Raw genomic sequence first — 18,634 nt, forward strand, 5'->3', positions numbered from 1 at the left:
GATGGCGCCCTTTAGTTATGGACCACCCTCATGTCTGATTTTCTTGACGATGACTCCTTCTCCGGAGAGAAGAGCAAATCGCAGGTCAAGCGCGAACTGCATGCCCTGCAGGACCTCGGCGAGCGTCTCGCCGGAATGAGCCCTGATCTGCTAGACCGCCTGCCCCTGACAGAACCCCTACGGCGTGCCCTGGCAGAAGCTCCCAAGCACAAGGCTAATGTCGCCAAGAAGCGGCACACCCAGTACTTGGGTAAGCTCATGCGTGACCAGGACCTCGACGCGATTATGGCCATGATCGAGCAGGTCGACTCTTCAACCCGCCAGTACAACGAACGCTTTCACGCCCTTGAGCGCTGGAGGGATCGTCTGTTAGGTGGTAACGATGAGGCCCTGCAGTCTTTTGTTGAAGACTATCCGGACGCCGATCGTCAGCACCTGCGCCAGTTGATTCGCCATGCCCAGCACGAGCAGGCTCATAACAAGCCGCCGTCAGCGGCACGTAAATTGTTCAAGTACATTCGTGAACTGGATGATACCAAGCGGGGCCTGCGTTAATACGCGGCCCTTGCCCAGCCCCTTAGGCGCCCGTTCCTCCCACAGTAATGGCATCGATCTTCAGCGTCGGCTGGCCTACGCCAACCGGAACCGACTGGCCCTCCTTGCCACACGTTCCGACGCCGTTATCCAGTGACAGGTCATTACCGACCATTGATACCTGCGTCATAACCTCCGGACCGTTCCCAATCAGCGTGGCGCCCTTTACCGGTCGAGTCACCTTACCGTTTTCGATCAGGTAAGCCTCATTGGTTGTAAATACGAATTTACCGCTTGTGATATCGACTTGGCCGCCCCCCAGGCTTGCGCAATACAAGCCATGTTCAACCGAGGCAATGATTTCGGCCGGATCGCTTTCACCTGCCAACATATATGTATTGGTCATACGGGGCATAGGCAGATGGGCATAGGACTCACGGCGACCATTACCGGTACGCGCCACTCCCATAAGCCGGGCATTGAGTTTGTCTTGCATGTAGCCTTTCAAAATGCCGTTTTCAATCAGCACATTGTAAGCCCCTGGCGTGCCTTCATCGTCAACCGATACTGAACCACGCCGATCAGGAATAGTGCCGTCATCGACAATCGTGCAGAGCGATGACGCCACACGCTCATTCATACGTCCGCTATACGCTGAACTGCCTTTGCGGTTGAAGTCGCCTTCAAGGCCGTGACCCACGGCTTCATGCAACAGTACGCCAGACCAGCCCGAGCCGAGCACAACCGGCAGCGTACCTGCAGGAGCGGCAACAGCTTCAAGATTGACCAACGCCTGCCGCACCGCTTCCCGCGCATAACTCATGGCGCGATCTTCGCGCAGGAAGTAGCGGTAATCAGTACGGCCACCGCCGCCGTTGTTGCCCCGCTCGCGACGGCCATTTTGCTCGACCACGACATTAACGTTGAAGCGCACCAGCGGTCGCACATCTGCGGCCAGCGTCCCGTCATTGGCGGCAACCAGTACCTGCTCCCAGACACCGGAAAGGCTAACTGTAACCTGTTGAATCCGGGGGTCTAGCGCTCGCGTGGCCACGTCAATATTTTTGAGCAGCTCGACTTTTTCCGCTCGACTCAACACATCCAATGGATTCTCATTGGGATAAAGACGCGTCGGCTCGATTCGGGTAAATACCTGAACCTTTCCATTCTCTCCACTACGCGAGATGGACCGTGCCGCCTGGGCTGCCTGACTCAAAGCGTCCAGGGTAATCGCATTGCTGTATGCGAACCCGGTCTTTTCGCCTGATTGAGCGCGGACACCGACGCCCTGGTCCATATGAAAACCGCCTTCCTTGACGATACCGTCTTCAAGCAGCCAGGACTCGGAAATCATGCTTTGAAAATACAGATCGGCGGCATCGATCCCTGCTCCCGCCAATTGATGGAGAACCGCTGGCAGGCTATCGATTTCAAGCCCGCCCGGATTAAGAAGGTGTTGACTGACAGAGGTCAGGTATTGGCTCATGCTTACTCCAATAGCCGAAAGGTCTTATGCAAGGCGCGCACAACGCATTGAAACAATACAGATCTTCTTTATTGACCTTAGCGCGTCTTGCGCGTTGTGCTTAATGGAAATGCCCAATCAGGTCGATTGGAGTCAACTGGCACCTGGCAACGGCAGCGTTGTAAAACCAAAGCGACGGTGTTGAGTGATCGGCATTCGTTTGCGTAACTCTTGTTGTTGAACAGTATCACGCTGTCCAACTATGACAGCTTCTCCCGTGGACGATTCTTCAAGTATACGCCCCCAAGGATCGATGATAGCGGAATGACCCCAGGTCTCTCGGCCTCGTGGATGTAGCCCTCCCTGTGCTGCAGCCAGAATATAGCACTGGGTTTCGATAGCCCGGGCGCGTATCAGAATATCCCAATGCGCCTCTCCCGTAATGGCAGTAAATGCTGAAGGAGCAGCGATCAGCTCGGCACCTGCTTCCCGTAACGCGGTGTACAACTCAGGAAAGCGCAGGTCATAGCAGACCGTCAAACCAAGTCGCCCGACCGGAGTATCCACAACCACAATGTCCTGACCTGCTGCGTAATGGTCACCTTCCCGATAACTGCCCTGTCGATCATCCACATCGGCATTGAAGAGGTGCAGCTTGTCGTAACGGGCTACTCGCTCCCCTTTATCGCTGATCACCAGGCAGCACGCCCTTGGCTTGGCATGGGGTTGGTCGTCTGGTGGCAATGGGATGGTTCCGGCTACGATCCAGAGCCCCAGCGCTTGAGCGGAACGGCTTAGCCACAGGAGAACAGGACCGGTTCCAAGGGCCTCTGCCTGGCCAAGCGCAGCAGGGTTAACATGACCTATCGCAACAAAATTTTCAGGCAGGACAACCAGTTTCGCACCTTTACTTGCTGCTTGCTCAAGTAGGCGATACGCCGTAACAAGATTGGCCTGGACGTCGTCCTGGCTGACCATTTGGATCACTGCAAACGTCATAGCCCACCCCGTATGGATCTGCCTATGCTACGTAAAGAGCCCGCTTTTGCTCAACTGGCGTCCTCTTTCGTGGCAAGATGGCAGGTAGCACGCTACACACTGCTTCACTTCTTACCCAAGGTTATTTGCGGATTTTGCCACGGACCATGGATGTGGTAATTCACACTGGCCATCCGGGTTACTCTGTCACCGATCAGACGATCGACAATGAATAAGGCTCCTCCTATAGCAGGGGCGCCGACAATGAGAGCAGCGATAGGCAAGGAGTTGGTCAGGGGCAGTCCAACTTGTAAACGGGCATCGACTTGATCATGCGCCAGGTCCAGTGTCCCTTGCAGCTGCATATCCGTGGACGGACCATCCATAACGATGGGCTTTCGCGTCAGAAAGACGCCATTTTGTGCATCCAGTAATCCACTGATCGTATCGTAACTCAAGCCTCGCCCAAAAATGTCGGAAAAGTCCAGCCGCAACCGCCGCCGTATGGCCTCGAAATTAAGCAGTCCAAAAACCCTGAGCGCTGATGCGGAACCTTCGACCTGACGCAGCTGCCCGTCACGCAGGCTGGCATCCAGCGTGCCGGATAGACGATTCAATCCTGCCCAGGCAGGCGATCCCGGCCAGTTGACATTGGCATCGAGACGAAACGCGCGACTGGTCACACTGGACGCAAGTTTCCAGGCCAGTAGTACGTCCGCTACGTTATCCCCTGAAAGACGACCGCTATACCGCGTTCGCGTAGCGCCCGGCAATCCTTCCCAGTCCATCGCACCCTCAACCTTCAACCCTTTCAGATAGAGATTCAGATCTGAAAAGCGCACACCTGCCGCAGTGGGTCTAATTTTGAGACGCTGAGCGCCAACAGGTTCGCCTCCTAATGAAAGCGTATCGATGGAAACGTCCATTGCAGGCAGGACATGTGGGTCGACATCGGCCAGGGGGTCGGGACTCTCGACAGGCTTTGCCCCTCCTGCTGGAGCAGCGTGGCTGGGAAAATCCAGATGTGTGAGTGCAAGCGTAATAGGCGTCTTGCGGTCATCAGGCAATCTAACCTTCCCCGCGATGACTGAACTATCGAGCATTAGCGTCCAGGCATTACCCTGCGGTTCAAACTGAGCGCTGAGATTATCAACTGTTTGACCGAGCCCCTCGAAACGGCCCACGCTGAGTTGCCCGCCAGCAAGCATCGAGAGCATGGGGCCAGACGCAGCGGCCCCCTCGCCGGGACGCTCAGTCGAGTTTTTTTCAGGCATCACGTACTTTTCGATGGTTGCCTGCCACTCATCCAGCACAAGGCGCTCAAGCGTACCGCGTACACGGATGCCCTGACCGGCCGGGAGATTAGCGGTACCATCCCCTAACACGACTTCCCCTCGCGCCTCATTCAACCGATTGAGCGGAGCGGCAATGACTGCATCGGCCAAGCCTTGGTACGTTGCTTCATAACGGCGCTCCGGCCCGTCGAGCGTCATGCTGAAGAAGCCATCGTGAGCAGACTGTGCGTCCTTGCCAAACGGCGCAGGCAAATCAATGGCTACGCCTTGAAGGTTCGAGGCCACAACGATCTCACTTGCATTGTTCGCCAGTGTCAGGCTCAGGCGGTAGGGAATATCCCCTGAAGCCGGCAAAGGGCGATTTCCAACCCCAAGCCATTGAGTTAGCTGGGTAAGCGCAACCTTTCCCTCTGCAACAAGGCGAGTCTTGGGATCAGATGAATTGCCTTCTGCAAATGCTTTACCGTGCGCCTGGCTCCCTAATACCTGGGCCTTGATATCGGGCGCGCTTAGACCGCGTGTCGTGTCATACCGAAAAGCACCTCGGATATTCGTAACGTCCAACGCAGGGTTCGCCAATTGCAGGCGCGCGCCATTAGCCACAAAATCTATGATTACTTTAGGTGTTAGCTCGTGATCAAAAGGCAGGTCCAGATCAAGCGAGCCCTTGAGAGCCCCTTCGCCTCGCCAACCTTTAAATACCTCGGCCGTTGGCAAGGGTGTCTCCTGCAGAATCTTGAGACCGTCCTTTACACTGCTGTCCAACTCGCCTTTCAAATAAAGGTGAACAGTGCTGCCATCGTGCCGAAGCGGAATGCTAATGTCCGCGTTACTGACCTGGGTATCCAGGATCTGCCCCTGTGGTACTTGGATCCGGACAGCATCATCCTCGATAAAAATATTACCGCTGGCCTCATGCAGGTCTGGCCAACCCGGTTGATAGGCCAACTGCACATCATGCACACGAAAGAACAGACTCATGGTTCGTGCCCCGGGCGGGGCATCATGCATTAAGGAACCCTGGTACTGATAGATGCCCTCCTCAATATAACCACTCTTGATTGCGGTCTTGAGCCAGTCGGCCAGAGGGCCACTCATGTTTGGCGTTCGGGTAGGCAGATACTTTGCGGTATAACGCGCATCACCATTGCGCAGCCCCACCCGCAAGTCCATATAGCTTTCAATGCCCGGTTTACGCGCCAGCCGGATAAACATATCGCCCGAGGCATCACCCTCCTCGCCAGACACCCGCATCAGCGGGCTCGACAAGGTAAAACTGTCATCACTCAAGGACCAATTCAGACGTGCACGAGCCGTCCGGTATTGCCAGGGCTCGGGAAACAGCGTGGGCAGGTGCAGCGAAAAGTTGGTGCTATCCAGCTTTAATTCCCCCCCTTCTAACCCCCCACTCGTACTGCCACTGACATTTTCTACAGCCGGTGCACCGTGGTAGGCCGAGAAACCTACCTTCTCCAGGTTGGCGGCAAAAGACAGGCGCTCAGCGGGATCTTTTTGAGGCTGGTACTCCAACAACACATTACGCAGTGCGCCATGAGGACTTAGCGCCGAAACAGCTGACGCCATGTTTTCAGGTAATGGCGCAAGCGCCTGTGCGGCTGCCGTCAGCGGTGCCAGATCAAGCCGATCGGCACGCACTTGCCAGCGATCTGCTGCATCGTCACGCTGAACAGCTAACGTCACGCCATTCCAGCGTCTGTCGCCAAGGCTTACAGCCAGATCAGAACCAACGGCGCGCCAGCCATTCTTTTCACGGGTAAATGCCAAATTCAAGGCGAGATCATCAAGCCCGGCAGGAGCCCGTGATCCATACGAAGCGACCAGTCGAGAAGCATTGAGTCGCAAGGCTGCATTTCCAGGCTCGCCATGAGCCCAATCAAGCCAAACCTCCCCCCCTGCATGCAGCTCATGCAATTGCCATTGCCGGGTCAGAGAACGGGGTATCCACTGCGACCAGTCTGTTTGAGGCAGGCTTAGATAACTCTTGAACTGGCTGTCTTGCCAATGAGCCAAATTGACCTGACCCTGGACATCAAGGGCCAGAGGCTGCCCATCAGGCAGACTCAAACGTCCATCGAGACGGACATGCCCCTTAGACCGTGTAGTTAGCGTTGCTTCGACATAACGCAGGGTGAAAACCTTTCCCTCATGGGACAGAATGCTGAGCTGTCCATTAAGCACCGACAGCCGCCCAAGCGATGGTAACCACTTGAGGAGCAGAGCGGGATCAAAAGGCTTTTGCTCGTCCTCTCCCTGGGGGAGCCCCGTAATACGCCAGCGACCATCGGCTTCCTCTATTAGCTCAAGGCGCACACCGTCCAGGCTGGCATAATCCAGCCTTGGCTGCCAGTGTAAAAGGCTTCGGAGTACATCCGGCACGACCCTGATTCGCTCCAGATGCAAGGGCTGCCGTCCTTCACCCACCTCAAGGTCCTGCAGGTCAATAACAGGGTTGAGCCCTTGCCAACCGCCCTTTAGCGCACCCAAGCGTACAGGCTGCTTCAAGGCATCACTCAGGCGCGCTTCAACTTCGGCTCTGTACTCGGCCACACCTGGGACGAGCTGACGCCCTAAGCTGACGTATAACGCCAGCAGGATCAGGGTCAGAGCACAAAGACCGAAACCAATGCGCAGGAGTGTCCCGATGAAGCGGCCCGCCCCTCCCATCAGCCTGTGCTCAGCGGCTTACAGCAGTACAACATCGTATTGCTCCTGGGAATACATAGGCTCGACCTGAAACTTGATCGTGCAACCGATGAAAGCCTCCAGGTCTGCCACATTACCTGACTCCTCATCAAGAAGACGGTCTACCACCTTCTGATTGGCCAATACTAGATATGAGTTTGCCTGGTAGGCGCGTGCTTCGCGTAGTATTTCCCGGAAGATTTCGTAGCAGATAGTTTCAGCCGTCCGCAGCATGCCGCGCCCTTGGCAGGCCGGACAGGGCTCGCACAGGACCTGTGACAGACTTTCGCGCGTACGCTTGCGTGTCATCTGCACAAGACCAAGCTCAGTAATACCAATGATGTTGGTTTTGGCGTGATCACGCTCCAGCTGCTTCTCCAGATTGCGAAGCACTTGGCGCTGATGCTCTTCATCTTCCATGTCGATGAAGTCGATGATGATGATGCCGCCCAGATTGCGCAGCCGTAGCTGTCGGGCGATTGCCGTAGCAGCCTCGAGATTGGTCTTGAAGATAGTCTCCTCAAGGTTTCGGTGCCCGACAAAAGCGCCTGTATTCACATCGATAGTGGTCATCGCTTCGGTCTGATCAATAATCAGATACCCGCCTGACTTGAGCATGACCTTTCGCTCCAGCGCTTTCTGGATTTCATCTTCAACGCCATACAGGTCGAAGATCGGGCGCTCGCCAGGATAGTGCTCCAGACGATCGGAGACCTCAGGCATCAACTCAGAAACGAACTGGCCAATCCGCTGGAAATTCTCGCGCGAATCTACGCGAATCTTTTCGCTACGGGGGCCTACCAAGTCGCGCAACGTCCGTAAGGGAAGATCAAGATCCTCATAGATCGTCGTAGGCGCAGGCACCTTATTCATTTGAGAATAAATCTGAGCCCATAGCCGCCGCAGATAGCGAATATCTGCCTTGATTTCATCCTCGCGCGCGCCTTCTGCTGCTGTTCGAAGAATGAAACCACCGGTTTCCTCGATGCACTCATTGGCAATGCACTTTTCGACGATACTTTTCAGCCGCTCACGCTCGGCCTCTTCTTCGATCTTCAGCGAGATCCCCACATGCCGGGTCTTGGGCATGTAGACCAAGTAGCGCGAGGGAATCGAAAGGTGTGTTGTCAGCCGTGCGCCTTTGGTTCCAATGGGGTCCTTGGTAACCTGAACGACCAGGCTCTGGCCCTCATGAACCAGAGCACTGATGCTTTCAACAGCACTGCCTTCACGGTTAGAAATCTCGGCAGCATGAATAAAGGCGGCTCTAGCCAGCCCAATATCCACGAAAGCAGCCTGCATTCCAGGCAGGACCCTGACAACCTTGCCCTGGTACAGATTGCCTACAATGCCACGGCGCAATGTGCGTTCGATATGAACCTCTTGCAGCACGCCGTTTTCAACAACCGCCACCCGAGACTCCATCGGGGTGATGTTGATCAAGATTTCTTCGCTCATAGACTTATCCATTATTCGAGGTGTCTTGCAGCTTATCGGTATCGGCGCCGTCTAGGGTATTAACCTTTTTAAAGAGCAGCATTGGGTTGCCAACACGGTATGGCAAAGGTGGATAGCAGCTCCGCCGTTTCACAAAGAGGGAGTCCGACAATGGCGCTGTAGCTTCCCGTTATACTTTGTACAAAGACAGCACCCAGCCCCTGAATGCCGTAACCACCTGCCTTGTCGACCGGCTCTCCACTCTCCCAATAGGCTTGACGCTCGGATTCACTGATGGGCCTGAAAGTCACTTCGCTCGATACAACACGAGCCAGGCACAGATCTGTATTGGCCACAGCTACCGCAGTTAGAACCACATGGGTCTTACCGCTCAGGCGAGCCAGCATACTCAGGCCATGCTCACGACTTTCCGGCTTGCCCAGGATATGCCCATCCATCACTACACTGGTGTCTGCACCCAGGACACAATCGGGTGTATTGCCCGATAAAAGGGCCAGACCCGCACGCGCCTTGCTCCTGGCAAGTCGCTCGACATAGGCATCAGGCGTCTCTCCAGGTAGCACGGTTTCATCGATTTCGGCTGATAACCGCTCAAACGGTACACCGATCTGCTCAAGCAGCTCGCGGCGGCGTGGAGATCCAGAAGCAAGATACAGACGTGGCATAGAAAGCTCCTTGAAACGCTCACGTCAGCAGATCAGCCGCTGACGCCACGTCAACTTACATTGAAACGCGTTCGCAAATCACGCAGCACAAGATACACCCAAGGCCAGAGCAAGGCGCTGACCAGGGATGGCGCAAGAAATACCAGGGTAGGCGGACGATTACCGGTCAATGTATTCAGCCAGAGCTGAACCAGCTGTGAGATGCCGTAAACAACCAGCAGGACGAAGCCCTGTTGCCAGATGGGAAACACGCGAAGCCGCTGCTGTAGCGACTGCACCAGAAAGACGACCAGACTCAGGATCAGGGCATTCTGCCCAAGCAGATTGCCATACAGCACGTCCTCTGCCAGTCCAAAGACCCAGGCTGTACTTAAGCCCACCCGATGGGGCAGAGCCAGTGTCCAGAACGTCAGGAACATAGACAGCCATAAGGGGCGCCCGATCTCCATAAAGTCGGGCATCGGGGCAACCGAAAGTAACAATCCCAACAACAGAGTCAGCCAGATAACCCAGCCGTTATGGCCAATCCGCAAGGCCATTAACGAGCCTCCTGGTTGCGTTGCACCGGAGTAGCAGGTGCGGCGGCGGGTGCATGGCTAGCCTGCGGCTTGGCTGCAGGCTTTGCAGGTTGAGCCGCAGGTTTGGCTGGTTGCGTTGCCGGAGTCGCGGCATTGGCCGCAGGGGGCTTGCTACCATTAGCTGGCTGAGCGGGATTACCCCCTTGGGCAGGCGGTGTTGCAGTTGGCGTTGCACCCTGCTCTTCGGAGACCTTGCGATCCGCCTCTTCCTGAGCGCGAGCGGCATCATAAGCCCGCTCTTCAGGCGTACGCGGATCACTGAAGACCAGAAGCACATAACGACTGCGGTTCAATTTGGCGGTGGGTACCGCTCGTACAATGGCGAACGGCTGTCCTGAGTCGTGAACCACCTCGGTCACAGTTGCAACCGGATAACCTGCCGGGAAGCGCTGGCCCAGGCCGGAGCTGACCAACAGATCGCCTTCCTTGATATCAGCGGTATCGGCTACATGGCGTAGCTCAAGACGTTCAGGGTTGCCGGTTCCCATAGCAATGGCACGCAGGCCGTTACGGTTGACCTGAACAGGTATGCTATGGGTGACATCCGTCAACAGCAGGACTCGGGCAGCATAAGGCATGACCTCAACGACCTGCCCCATCAATCCACTGGCATCCAATACTGGCTGGCCGATAAACACCCCATCCTTGGCGCCTTTGTCGATCAGAATACGGTGAGTAAAGGGATTTGGGTCTACGCCGATCAGTTCACTGACCAGTACCTTGTCATCTACCAGCGCGGCGGAATTAAGCAACTCCCGCAGGCGGACGTTTTGCTCAGTTAGGGCAGCCAGCTTTTGCAGACGACGCTGCATGAGAAGCGCCTCAGCCTTGAGCCGCTCATTTTCGGCCATGATTTCAGTACGGCTGGAAAACTGATCGCGCACGGCTTGCCAGGCACGAACCGGGAGATCGGCTGCCCAATAAAATGGTGTAAGCACCAGACCCATTTCGCTGCGCACCGGCTTCAGGTAGTCGAAGCGGGCATCTACCACCATCAGGCTGACAGACAAAACAGCCAGAGCCAGCAGACGGACGCCAAGCGAAGGACCCTTGGAAAATATACGCTTGATGGTCTCGTCCTCGAAGCGTCAAACATTACAACACCAAAGCCTGCAGAACAGACTTTGGTGTTCATGCATGCGACTTATTCGGTGGAAAGAAGATCCATAGCGTGACGATCCATCATCTCCAACGCTTTACCGCCACCACGGGCAACGCACGTCAAAGGATCTTCCGCCACGATCACCGGCAGACCGGTTTCCTGCGCCAGGAGCTTGTCCAGGTCACGTAGCAGCGCACCGCCACCGGTCAGTACCAGACCGCGCTCGGCAATGTCCGATGCCAACTCGGGCGGAGACTGTTCCAGGCAGCTCTTTACCGCCTGGACAATAGTGGCCAGCGATTCCTGAAGTGCCTCCAGTACCTCGTTGGAGTTCAACGTAAAGCTACGCGGCACGCCTTCAGCCAGATTACGACCGCGAACGTCAATTTCACGCAGCTCGCCGCCTGGATAGGCTGTACCGATTTCCTGCTTGATGCGCTCGGCTGTGGATTCACCGATCAGGCTGCCGTAGTTACGGCGGACATAGGTCACGATCGCTTCATCAAAGCGGTCACCGCCCACGCGTACGGACTCGGCATAGACAACACCGTTCAGGGAAATCAATGCGATCTCGCTGGTACCGCCACCAATATCCACAACCATGGAGCCACGGGCTTCTTCTACAGGAAGACCTGCGCCAATAGCGGCAGCCATGGGCTCTTCGATCAGGAAGACCTCACGGGCACCGGCCCCCAGAGCAGACTCTCGAATAGCACGACGCTCAACCTGGGTTGACTTGCAGGGCACACAAATCAGTACCCGAGGACTGGGCTGAAGGAAGCTGTTCTCGTGAACCTTGTTGATGAAGTACTGCAACATTTTTTCACAAACGCTGAAGTCTGCAATCACACCGTCCTTCATCGGCCGGATCGCAGCAATGTTGCCAGGCGTACGACCCAGCATGCGTTTGGCGTCGGTACCGACGGCAACTACACTCTTCTGATTGCCATGTGTACGGATGGCAACAACGGATGGCTCGTCAAGGACAATACCGCGATCCCGGACATAAATGAGGGTATTGGCTGTACCCAGATCGATCGACAGATCGCTGGAAAACATGCCACGCAACTTTTTGAACATGAAGTGACCCTAGGCGGTGGCGTCAGGCACGCAGATGAAACGCGTGGGAAAAATTGCGGCAGACTCTAACAACGGCAGGGATTTTGAGCAAGGCGGGGATGTGCTAGATTGCTCGTTTCTGCGGCCTCCTTAGGCCTTTCTTAACGCGGTGCTTGACCGCCTACCGTGCAAATCTCTCGATTTATGACTTTCGCCATGGTCAAGCCCCGATATTACTGGAGAATCCGATGGCGCTCGAACGCTCCGACGTCGAAAAGATCGCTCACTTGGCCAGACTAGGCCTTAACGATGCCGATATTGAACGGACCACCGGGACGTTGAATGACATCCTCGGCCTGATTGATCGCATGCAGGCCGTCAATACCGATAATATCGAACCCTTGGCGCACCCGCTGGAAGCCGTACAGCGCCTGCGACCCGACGAAGTTACCGAAACCAATCAGCGTGACGCCTACCAGGCTATCGCCCCAGCGGTCGAAAACGGCCTGTTCCTGGTGCCCAAGGTGATTGAGTAATGAAGGACACCCCTATGCATACGTTGACCCTGGCCGAGATCAGCCGTGCGCTATCGGCAAAGGAATTCTCTGCCGAGGAACTGACCCGCGCGCTGCTGGATCGCATCGCCCAGGTTGATCCAGAGCTCAACAGTTTTATCACCGTGACAGAAGCGCAGGCCATTGAACAGGCCAAAGCGGCAGATCAGCGTCGGGCGCAGGGCGAAACCGGCGCGTTGCTCGGCACGCCTATCGCGCACAAGGATCTGTTCTGCACCCAGGGCATTCGCACCAGCTGTGGCTCGAAGATGCTCGACAACTTCATCGCGCCCTATAACGCTACCGTCGTTCAGAAACTGGCCGATGCCGGCGTGGTAAGCTTGGGCAAGCTGAACATGGACGAGTTTGCGATGGGCTCGGCCAACGAATCCAGCCACTATGGCCCGGTCAAGAACCCTTGGGACACCAGTCGCATCCCGGGTGGATCTTCAGGTGGCTCAGCCGCTGCAGTTGCCGCACGCCTGGTTCCTGCAGCAACAGGCACTGACACAGGCGGCTCGATCCGTCAGCCAGCTGCGCTAACCAACCTGACCGGCCTCAAGCCTACCTATGGACGTGTGTCTCGCTGGGGCATGATTGCCTATGCGTCCAGTCTTGACCAAGGCGGTATGCTGGCCCGCAATGCTGAAGACTGCGCCCTGCTCCTGCAGGCAATGGCAGGCTTCGACCCCAAGGATTCCACCAGCGTAGACCAGCCGGTCGATGACTATCTGGCCAGTCTGGAAAAGCCTCTTGCAGGACTGCGGATCGGCTTGCCGAAAGAATACTTTGGTGAAGGTCTGGATTCTCGCATTGCCGATCTCACGCTCAAGGCTGTTGACGAGCTGAAGAAACTGGGCGCGACCGTCAAGGACATCAGCCTGCCAAACATGCAGCATGCGATTCCGGCTTACTATGTCATCGCGCCAGCAGAAGCGTCTTCCAACCTGTCTCGCTATGACGGCGTACGCTTTGGTTACCGCTGTGAAGATCCGAAAGACCTGACGGATCTATACAAACGCTCGCGTGCTGAAGGCTTTGGTGATGAGGTCCGCCGCCGAATCATGGTCGGTACCTATGCCCTTTCTGCCGGTTACTACGATGCCTACTACTTGAAGGCCCAGCGTATCCGCCGCCTGATCAAGAATGATTTCGTGGCAGCCTTCAATGACGTTGATGTCATTCTCGGCCCGACGACGCCCAGCGTGGCGTGGAAATTGGGCGAGAAAAATAACGACCCGGTCGCCGAGTACCTGATGGATATCTACACCATCACCGCCAACCTCGCCGGCGTGCCAGGTCTTTCCATGCCGGCCGGCTTTGTCGACGGCCTGCCCGTTGGCGTCCAACTGCTGGCACCCTACTTCCAGGAAGGCCGCCTGCTCAATATTGCCCACCAGTTCCAAAAAGCGACTGACTGGCACACGAAAGCCCCGACTGGGTTCCTGAAATAGAAGGCAGAGGACAACTCACATGCAATGGGAAACCGTGATCGGGCTGGAAATCCATGCACAGCTCTCCACGAACTCGAAAATATTTTCTGGTAGCTCCACCACGTTTGGTGCCGAGCCCAATACCCAGGCCAGCCTGATCGATCTAGGCATGCCGGGTGTGTTGCCAGTGGTGAACCAGGAAGCGGTGCGCATGGCCGTCAAGTTTGGCTTGGCGATCGATGCACACATCGGCCAGCGCAACGTCTTTGCGCGCAAGAATTACTTTTACCCTGATCTGCCCAAAGGGTATCAGATCAGCCAGATGGAGCTTCCCATCGTAGGCAAGGGCCACCTGGACATTACGCTGGACGATGGCACTGTAAAGCGCATCGGTATTACCCGTGCGCACTTGGAAGAAGACGCCGGCAAGAGCCTGCATGAAGACTTCCAGGGCATGACCGGCATCGATCTGAACCGTGCCGGCACGCCGCTCCTGGAGATCGTTTCCGAGCCGGACATCCGCAGCGCCAAGGAAGCCGTTGCCTACGTAAAGGCCATTCATGCACTCGTGCGTTACCTGGGCATCTGTGATGGCAACATGAACGAGGGCTCACTGCGTTGCGACTGCAACGTCTCGGTTCGTCCGAAAGGTCAGGCCGAGTTTGGTACTCGCGCCGAGATCAAGAACGTTAACTCGTTCCGCTTCATCGAGAAGGCGATCAATCGTGAGGTTCAACGCCAGATTGATCTCATTGAGGATGGCGGCAAGGTCATTCAGGAAACGCGTCTATACGACCCTAACCTTGATGACACAAGGGCTATGCGCAGCAAGGAAGAAGCAAACGACTATCGCTACTTTCCTGACCCCGACCTTCTACCCGTGGTGATTGAAGACAGTTTTCTCGAGGAGACCCGCAACCTGCTGCCAGAGCTACCGCAGCAGAAGCGTGAGCGCTTTGAGCGTGACTTTGGCCTGTCTACCTACGATGCGACCGTGCTCTCTTCCAGCCGTGAAATGGCGGACTATTTCGAGCAGGTCCAGCAAGTCAGCGGCGACGCCAAGCTGGCAGCCAACTGGGTCATGGGCGACCTGTCCAGCCTGCTTAACAAGCAGGATCTGGATATTGCCGATTCGCCGGTTTCTGCCGAGCATCTGGGCGGCATGATCCTGCGCATCAAGGACAACACCATTTCAGGCAAGATCGCAAAAATGGTGTTCGAGGCGATGGCCGCAGGTGAAGGCTCTGCTGATGAAATTATCGAGAAGAAAGGCCTCAAGCAGGTCACTGACACGGGCGCTATCGAGTCCATGCTAGATGAGGTGCTTGCAGCCAATGCAGCTCAAGTCGAGCAGTATCGTGCCAGTGATGAAGCCAAACGCGGCAAGATGTTTGGCTTCTTCGTAGGTCAGGCAATGAAGGCCTCCAAAGGCAAGGCCAACCCCCAGCAAGTCAACGAATTGTTGAAGAAAAAGCTGGAAGGTTAAGCCGTCCTGATAGCCATGACGCAGCCTTGCGTCATGGCTATACCGCTCACGTATTTACCTCTTCTTTCCTCACTTTCCTTTCTAATCGATGCGAAGCAGTCGAGCCTTCTAAGCGAAAAAGCTGGCCTGCGCCTATAAATCGCGCACGCTTGTACGACCTTCAGGGTTGGATGCTGGCTTAGTCTTGGAATGTGTTTCCGCACGTAATCTCAGCGAAACGGCTTGATCTCAAGAGAGTCATACAGCCAATCTGATATCAAACCGTCAGGAAGCTTTCGATATGTCATGGAGCCTACGCATTGCTTTTCTATCGCTTACCCTAGGGTTTGCTGGATGTGCCAACCAGGAGCCCTACTCCTCGCCCATGTCGCGGGCCGCCGCTCATGGTTACCACAGCTCCGGCCTAGCCTCTTATTACGCCAAACGCCATGCGGGCCGCCGCACGGCCAGTGGAGAACGCTACAATCCTTCGGAGATGACAGCAGCTCATCGCACGCTGCCCTTCGGCACGCGAGTCGAGGTGACCAACCTGAGCAACGGAAAGCGTGCAGTCGTACGCATCAATGACCGTGGCCCTCACGTACGTGGACGGATCATTGATCTGTCACGCAATGCGGCCAGTTCAATCGGCTTGATTTCTGATGGCGTTGCGAAAGTCCAGATCAGAGCCTTGGACTGATTTGACTAGACGGGGCTAGTAATGCGTTGGAGCCGAGAGGTCAGCTTGCCTTATACCTAGCTAGCGTCCTGGCATGAGGGACGCCTTTTCAATTCGCTGTCCCGAACCAGGGGCTTATCCTGATAGGCAAAAAACAGCGGAGCACCAGGCTCCGCTGTTTTGTACTTCACTTAGCCATCAGGTCACTGGAGCCGGATTGAACAGTGTCAGATCGTTGTGCAGCTTGTGGTGTTCAGCCCATGTCTTTTTGCGGCCACTGGCAACATCCAAGTAGAGATGGAAAATCTCCCAACCCAACTCTTCCAGTGTCATTCGGCCCGATGTCACCCGACCGGCGTCTACGTCGATCAGATCCGGCCAGCGCTCGGCCAGCTGGGTGCGTGTTGCTACCTTGATGACAGGCACCATGGCCAGACCATAAGGCGTTCCGCGACCCGTGGTAAAGATATGCAGGTTCATACCGGCAGCCAGTTGAAGCGTACCGCAGATAAAGTCACTGGCAGGTGTTGCGCAGTAATAAAGTCCTTTGCCCTTGACGCGCTCACCGGGTGATACGACGCCCGCAATGGCACTGGAGCCCGACTTGGCAATCGAGCCCATGGCTTTTTCCACGATATTGTTCAGGCCACCTTTCTTGTTGCCAGGCGTCGTGTTGGCACTACGATCCGCCATGCCACGGTCCAGGTATCGATCATACCAGTCCATCTCGCGCACTAGCGCCTGTGCCACTTCAGGCGTAGCCGCACGGGACGTCAGCAGGTGAATGCCATCGCGTACCTCGGTGTTCTCCGAGAACATCACGGCAGCCCCAGCACGCACCAGTAGATCTGCCGCGACACCCAGCGCCGGATTAGCTGTTACCCCTGAAAAGGCATCGCTACCTCCGCACTGCATGCCGACCACCAGGTCGGAAGCCGGACATGGCTCGCGACGACGCTCATTGAGCACCTTCAGGCGATCCTCGATCATGCTAAGAATCTGCTCGACCATACCGCTAAAACCCGTATTCGAGTCCTGAAGCCGGAACAGCCATTCTTCTTCATCAATGTTAGAGGGCAGCTCATCTTCCGGCATGATCTGACTGGCCTGAAGCTTTTCACACCCTAGACTGATGACGAGTGCCTGGCCGCCCAGGTTGGGGTTACGACTGATATTACGCAGCGTACGAATGGGTACAACAGCATCAGGCGCATTGATTGCTACACCGCAGCCATAACTGTGAGTCAACGCAATCACATCATCCACATTGGGATACTTGGGCAGCAGCTCCTTGCGGGCACGATCGATACAATGATCAAGCACACCTGTTACGCACTGAACCGTTGTAGTCACCCCAAGAATATTGCGCGTACCAACACTGCCATCCGGGTTCCTGAAGCCCTCAAAGGTGAAGCCATCCAGCGGAGGCTGTGTGGGCGGCACATCAGTTGCAAGGGGCAGGTTATCCAGCGGTGGAGGCGAAGGCAGGCTAAGCAGCTCTTCCTTTACCCAAGAACCACGAGGGATAGGTTTCAAGGCATAGCCTATCACCGTACCGTAACGCAGGACGGCACCCCCTTCGGGAATATCGACCAATGTTACCTTATGGCTTTGTGGCACCGCTTCCACGGTCACAAGACCGTCCGGGAACTGGCCGCCGGCCGCAACACCTTGCTCGTTTACAACGATTGCGACGTTATCGTCAGCATGAAGTCGGATGTAACGAGGCGAGTCCTGGTGTTCAATCAACTGCATGACTCACTCCTTCTTATACTCATCAGGCTAAGGCATGCGAACAAAGCAATGCTCTGCCCGCGTTCTGTTATTCAACGTAAAACGTCTGATCAATCTGTCCGGAACCAACCATTCAATTCGTATTGCCCATAGGGCTTATTCGCCGTCGTCACCGCTTGTTGCACACGCTGCATGGCCTTCCCATCACGTGAGCAATAACGAGGGATAGCGTCAGCCGATCCCAGCACGCTGGTAAAGGAGCCGGCCATGGCAAACGGAATAGTTGGAGATAAACATCTGGAAAGGCTGATAACGCGCAGAATACGAGGCTTGCGAATGCCAATAGCACCAAGCGATGAAGTGCCTGACACGGCAAGCGATACAACATTGGCTCGGTTGATATTCACGATGTCCCCACTCGTTATTCTTGTCGCGGGTCGTCTTTTTATGGCGAGGCGAGAGATTCGCCATTTAACTTATAATCAAATGATAGCGCAATCATTTCAGAACACAATAAAGCAAAAACGGCCGACTGGTCTACTAAAACCAGTCGGCCGTTTGATCGCTTACTGCGGACCGAGTTTGTCGATCAGCGCAGCCAGACGCTCGTACTCGTCAGGCTTGAGCTCAGTCAGCGGTGCACGTACCGGACCAGCGTCATAACCTGCGATTTTCGCACCCGCCTTGACGATGCTCACCGCATAGCCCGAGCAGCGGTTGCGGATGTCCAGGTATGGCAGGAAGAAGTCATCGATCAGCTTGCCCACGGTCTCGTGGTCATCCGCAGCGATGGCCTTGTAGAAGTCCATGGCCGTCTTGGGGATGAAATTGAACACTGCCGAGGAGTACACCGGTACGCCCAGGGCCTTGTAGGCCGCTGCGTAGACTTCAGCAGTCGGCAGACCGCCCAGGTAGGTGAAGCGATCACCCAG

Annotated in this window: 16 protein-coding genes; 5 read left to right on the forward strand and 11 right to left on the reverse strand. The window is 55.8% G+C overall.

Features of this window, described 5'->3' with window-relative positions; genetic code table 11:
- Positions 1-30: 30 nt before the first annotated feature.
- Positions 31-555, forward strand: coding sequence for a ribosome biogenesis factor YjgA (gene yjgA / locus IEX86_RS01780; protein WP_188864350.1), 525 nt, complete (start codon positions 31-33; stop codon positions 553-555).
- Positions 556-577: 22 nt separating this feature from the next.
- Here yjgA and tldD read toward each other — a convergent pair whose 3' ends face one another.
- The 8 genes from tldD to mreB all read right to left on the reverse strand — a co-directional run bounded on the left by tldD (position 578) and on the right by mreB (position 11,858).
- Complete coding sequence (gene tldD, locus IEX86_RS01785; protein WP_188864351.1) at positions 578-2,020, reverse strand: metalloprotease TldD; 1,443 nt, start codon at positions 2,018-2,020, stop codon at positions 578-580.
- Positions 2,021-2,152: 132 nt separating this feature from the next.
- The gene (locus IEX86_RS01790) at positions 2,153-2,998 is read right to left on the reverse strand and encodes a carbon-nitrogen hydrolase family protein (RefSeq protein ID WP_188864352.1); all 846 of its coding nucleotides are present in this window, start codon (positions 2,996-2,998) and stop codon (positions 2,153-2,155) included.
- A gap of 104 nt (positions 2,999-3,102) precedes the next feature.
- Complete coding sequence (locus tag IEX86_RS01795; protein WP_188864353.1) at positions 3,103-6,957, reverse strand: YhdP family protein; 3,855 nt, start codon at positions 6,955-6,957, stop codon at positions 3,103-3,105.
- A gap of 18 nt (positions 6,958-6,975) precedes the next feature.
- Positions 6,976-8,433, reverse strand: coding sequence for a ribonuclease G (gene rng, locus IEX86_RS01800; RefSeq protein ID WP_188864354.1), 1,458 nt, complete (start codon positions 8,431-8,433; stop codon positions 6,976-6,978).
- A 68-nt stretch (positions 8,434-8,501) separates the two neighbouring features.
- The gene (locus IEX86_RS01805) at positions 8,502-9,098 is read right to left on the reverse strand and encodes a Maf family protein (protein ID WP_188864355.1); all 597 of its coding nucleotides are present in this window, start codon (positions 9,096-9,098) and stop codon (positions 8,502-8,504) included.
- 50 nt (positions 9,099-9,148) lie between these two features.
- Complete coding sequence (gene mreD / locus IEX86_RS01810; RefSeq protein WP_188864356.1) at positions 9,149-9,637, reverse strand: rod shape-determining protein MreD; 489 nt, start codon at positions 9,635-9,637, stop codon at positions 9,149-9,151.
- On the reverse strand, positions 9,637-10,737 hold the full coding sequence (gene mreC / locus IEX86_RS01815) for a rod shape-determining protein MreC (RefSeq protein ID WP_188864762.1): 1,101 nt from the start codon (positions 10,735-10,737) through the stop codon (positions 9,637-9,639). The genes mreD and mreC overlap by 1 nt, the downstream gene beginning before the upstream one ends.
- 83 nt (positions 10,738-10,820) lie before the next feature.
- On the reverse strand, positions 10,821-11,858 hold the full coding sequence (gene mreB, locus IEX86_RS01820; RefSeq protein ID WP_188864357.1) for a rod shape-determining protein MreB: 1,038 nt from the start codon (positions 11,856-11,858) through the stop codon (positions 10,821-10,823).
- A gap of 227 nt (positions 11,859-12,085) precedes the next feature.
- Here mreB and gatC point away from each other — a divergent pair, with 227 nt between their 5' ends.
- The 4 genes from gatC (at position 12,086) to IEX86_RS01840 (ending at position 15,989) form a co-directional block, all read left to right on the forward strand.
- Positions 12,086-12,373 carry an Asp-tRNA(Asn)/Glu-tRNA(Gln) amidotransferase subunit GatC gene (gatC, locus tag IEX86_RS01825; RefSeq protein ID WP_188864358.1) on the forward strand — a complete coding sequence of 96 codons (288 nt, stop codon included), beginning with the start codon at positions 12,086-12,088 and terminating at the stop codon, positions 12,371-12,373.
- A gap of 14 nt (positions 12,374-12,387) precedes the next feature.
- Entirely contained in the window at positions 12,388-13,845 is a 1,458-nt protein-coding gene (gene gatA, locus IEX86_RS01830; RefSeq protein WP_188864359.1) for an Asp-tRNA(Asn)/Glu-tRNA(Gln) amidotransferase subunit GatA, read from the forward strand.
- 19 nt (positions 13,846-13,864) lie between these two features.
- Positions 13,865-15,310, forward strand: coding sequence for an Asp-tRNA(Asn)/Glu-tRNA(Gln) amidotransferase subunit GatB (gene gatB / locus IEX86_RS01835; protein WP_188864360.1), 1,446 nt, complete (start codon positions 13,865-13,867; stop codon positions 15,308-15,310).
- A gap of 280 nt (positions 15,311-15,590) precedes the next feature.
- Complete coding sequence (locus tag IEX86_RS01840; protein ID WP_188864361.1) at positions 15,591-15,989, forward strand: septal ring lytic transglycosylase RlpA family protein; 399 nt, start codon at positions 15,591-15,593, stop codon at positions 15,987-15,989.
- A gap of 177 nt (positions 15,990-16,166) precedes the next feature.
- Here IEX86_RS01840 and garD read toward each other — a convergent pair whose 3' ends face one another.
- The 3 genes from garD to IEX86_RS01855 form a co-directional block, all read right to left on the reverse strand.
- A complete protein-coding gene (gene garD / locus IEX86_RS01845; RefSeq protein ID WP_188864362.1) occupies positions 16,167-17,723 on the reverse strand; it encodes a galactarate dehydratase in 1,557 nt (518 codons plus the stop codon).
- Between the two features lie 89 nt (positions 17,724-17,812).
- Entirely contained in the window at positions 17,813-18,109 is a 297-nt protein-coding gene (locus IEX86_RS01850; RefSeq protein WP_188864363.1) for a hypothetical protein, read from the reverse strand.
- Positions 18,110-18,268: 159 nt separating this feature from the next.
- The coding region (locus IEX86_RS01855; protein WP_188864364.1) for a dihydrodipicolinate synthase family protein at positions 18,269-18,634 on the reverse strand (366 nt) is incomplete at its 5' end.

It is taken from the genome of Pseudomonas asuensis, from assembly GCF_014646755.1.
Classification (GTDB): domain Bacteria; phylum Pseudomonadota; class Gammaproteobacteria; order Pseudomonadales; family Pseudomonadaceae; genus Chryseomonas; species Chryseomonas asuensis.

Excerpts from the sequence above, each read along its gene's own strand:
- yjgA (WP_188864350.1), top strand. The coding sequence starts at position 31 with ATGTCTGATTTTCTTGACGATGACTCCTTCTCCGGAGAGAAGAGCAAA.
- IEX86_RS01795 (WP_188864353.1), bottom strand. The coding sequence starts at position 6,957 with ATGGGAGGGGCGGGCCGCTTCATCGGGACACTCCTGCGCATTGGTTTC.
- mreD (WP_188864356.1), bottom strand. The coding sequence starts at position 9,637 with ATGGCCTTGCGGATTGGCCATAACGGCTGGGTTATCTGGCTGACTCTG.
- mreB (WP_188864357.1), bottom strand. The coding sequence starts at position 11,858 with ATGTTCAAAAAGTTGCGTGGCATGTTTTCCAGCGATCTGTCGATCGAT.
- IEX86_RS01805 (WP_188864355.1), bottom strand. The coding sequence starts at position 9,098 with ATGCCACGTCTGTATCTTGCTTCTGGATCTCCACGCCGCCGCGAGCTG.
- IEX86_RS01790 (WP_188864352.1), bottom strand. The coding sequence starts at position 2,998 with ATGACGTTTGCAGTGATCCAAATGGTCAGCCAGGACGACGTCCAGGCC.
- gatA (WP_188864359.1), top strand. The coding sequence starts at position 12,388 with ATGCATACGTTGACCCTGGCCGAGATCAGCCGTGCGCTATCGGCAAAG.
- garD (WP_188864362.1), bottom strand. The coding sequence starts at position 17,723 with ATGCAGTTGATTGAACACCAGGACTCGCCTCGTTACATCCGACTTCAT.
- rng (WP_188864354.1), bottom strand. The coding sequence starts at position 8,433 with ATGAGCGAAGAAATCTTGATCAACATCACCCCGATGGAGTCTCGGGTG.
- gatC (WP_188864358.1), top strand. The coding sequence starts at position 12,086 with ATGGCGCTCGAACGCTCCGACGTCGAAAAGATCGCTCACTTGGCCAGA.
- gatB (WP_188864360.1), top strand. The coding sequence starts at position 13,865 with ATGCAATGGGAAACCGTGATCGGGCTGGAAATCCATGCACAGCTCTCC.
- tldD (WP_188864351.1), bottom strand. The coding sequence starts at position 2,020 with ATGAGCCAATACCTGACCTCTGTCAGTCAACACCTTCTTAATCCGGGC.
- IEX86_RS01840 (WP_188864361.1), top strand. The coding sequence starts at position 15,591 with ATGTCATGGAGCCTACGCATTGCTTTTCTATCGCTTACCCTAGGGTTT.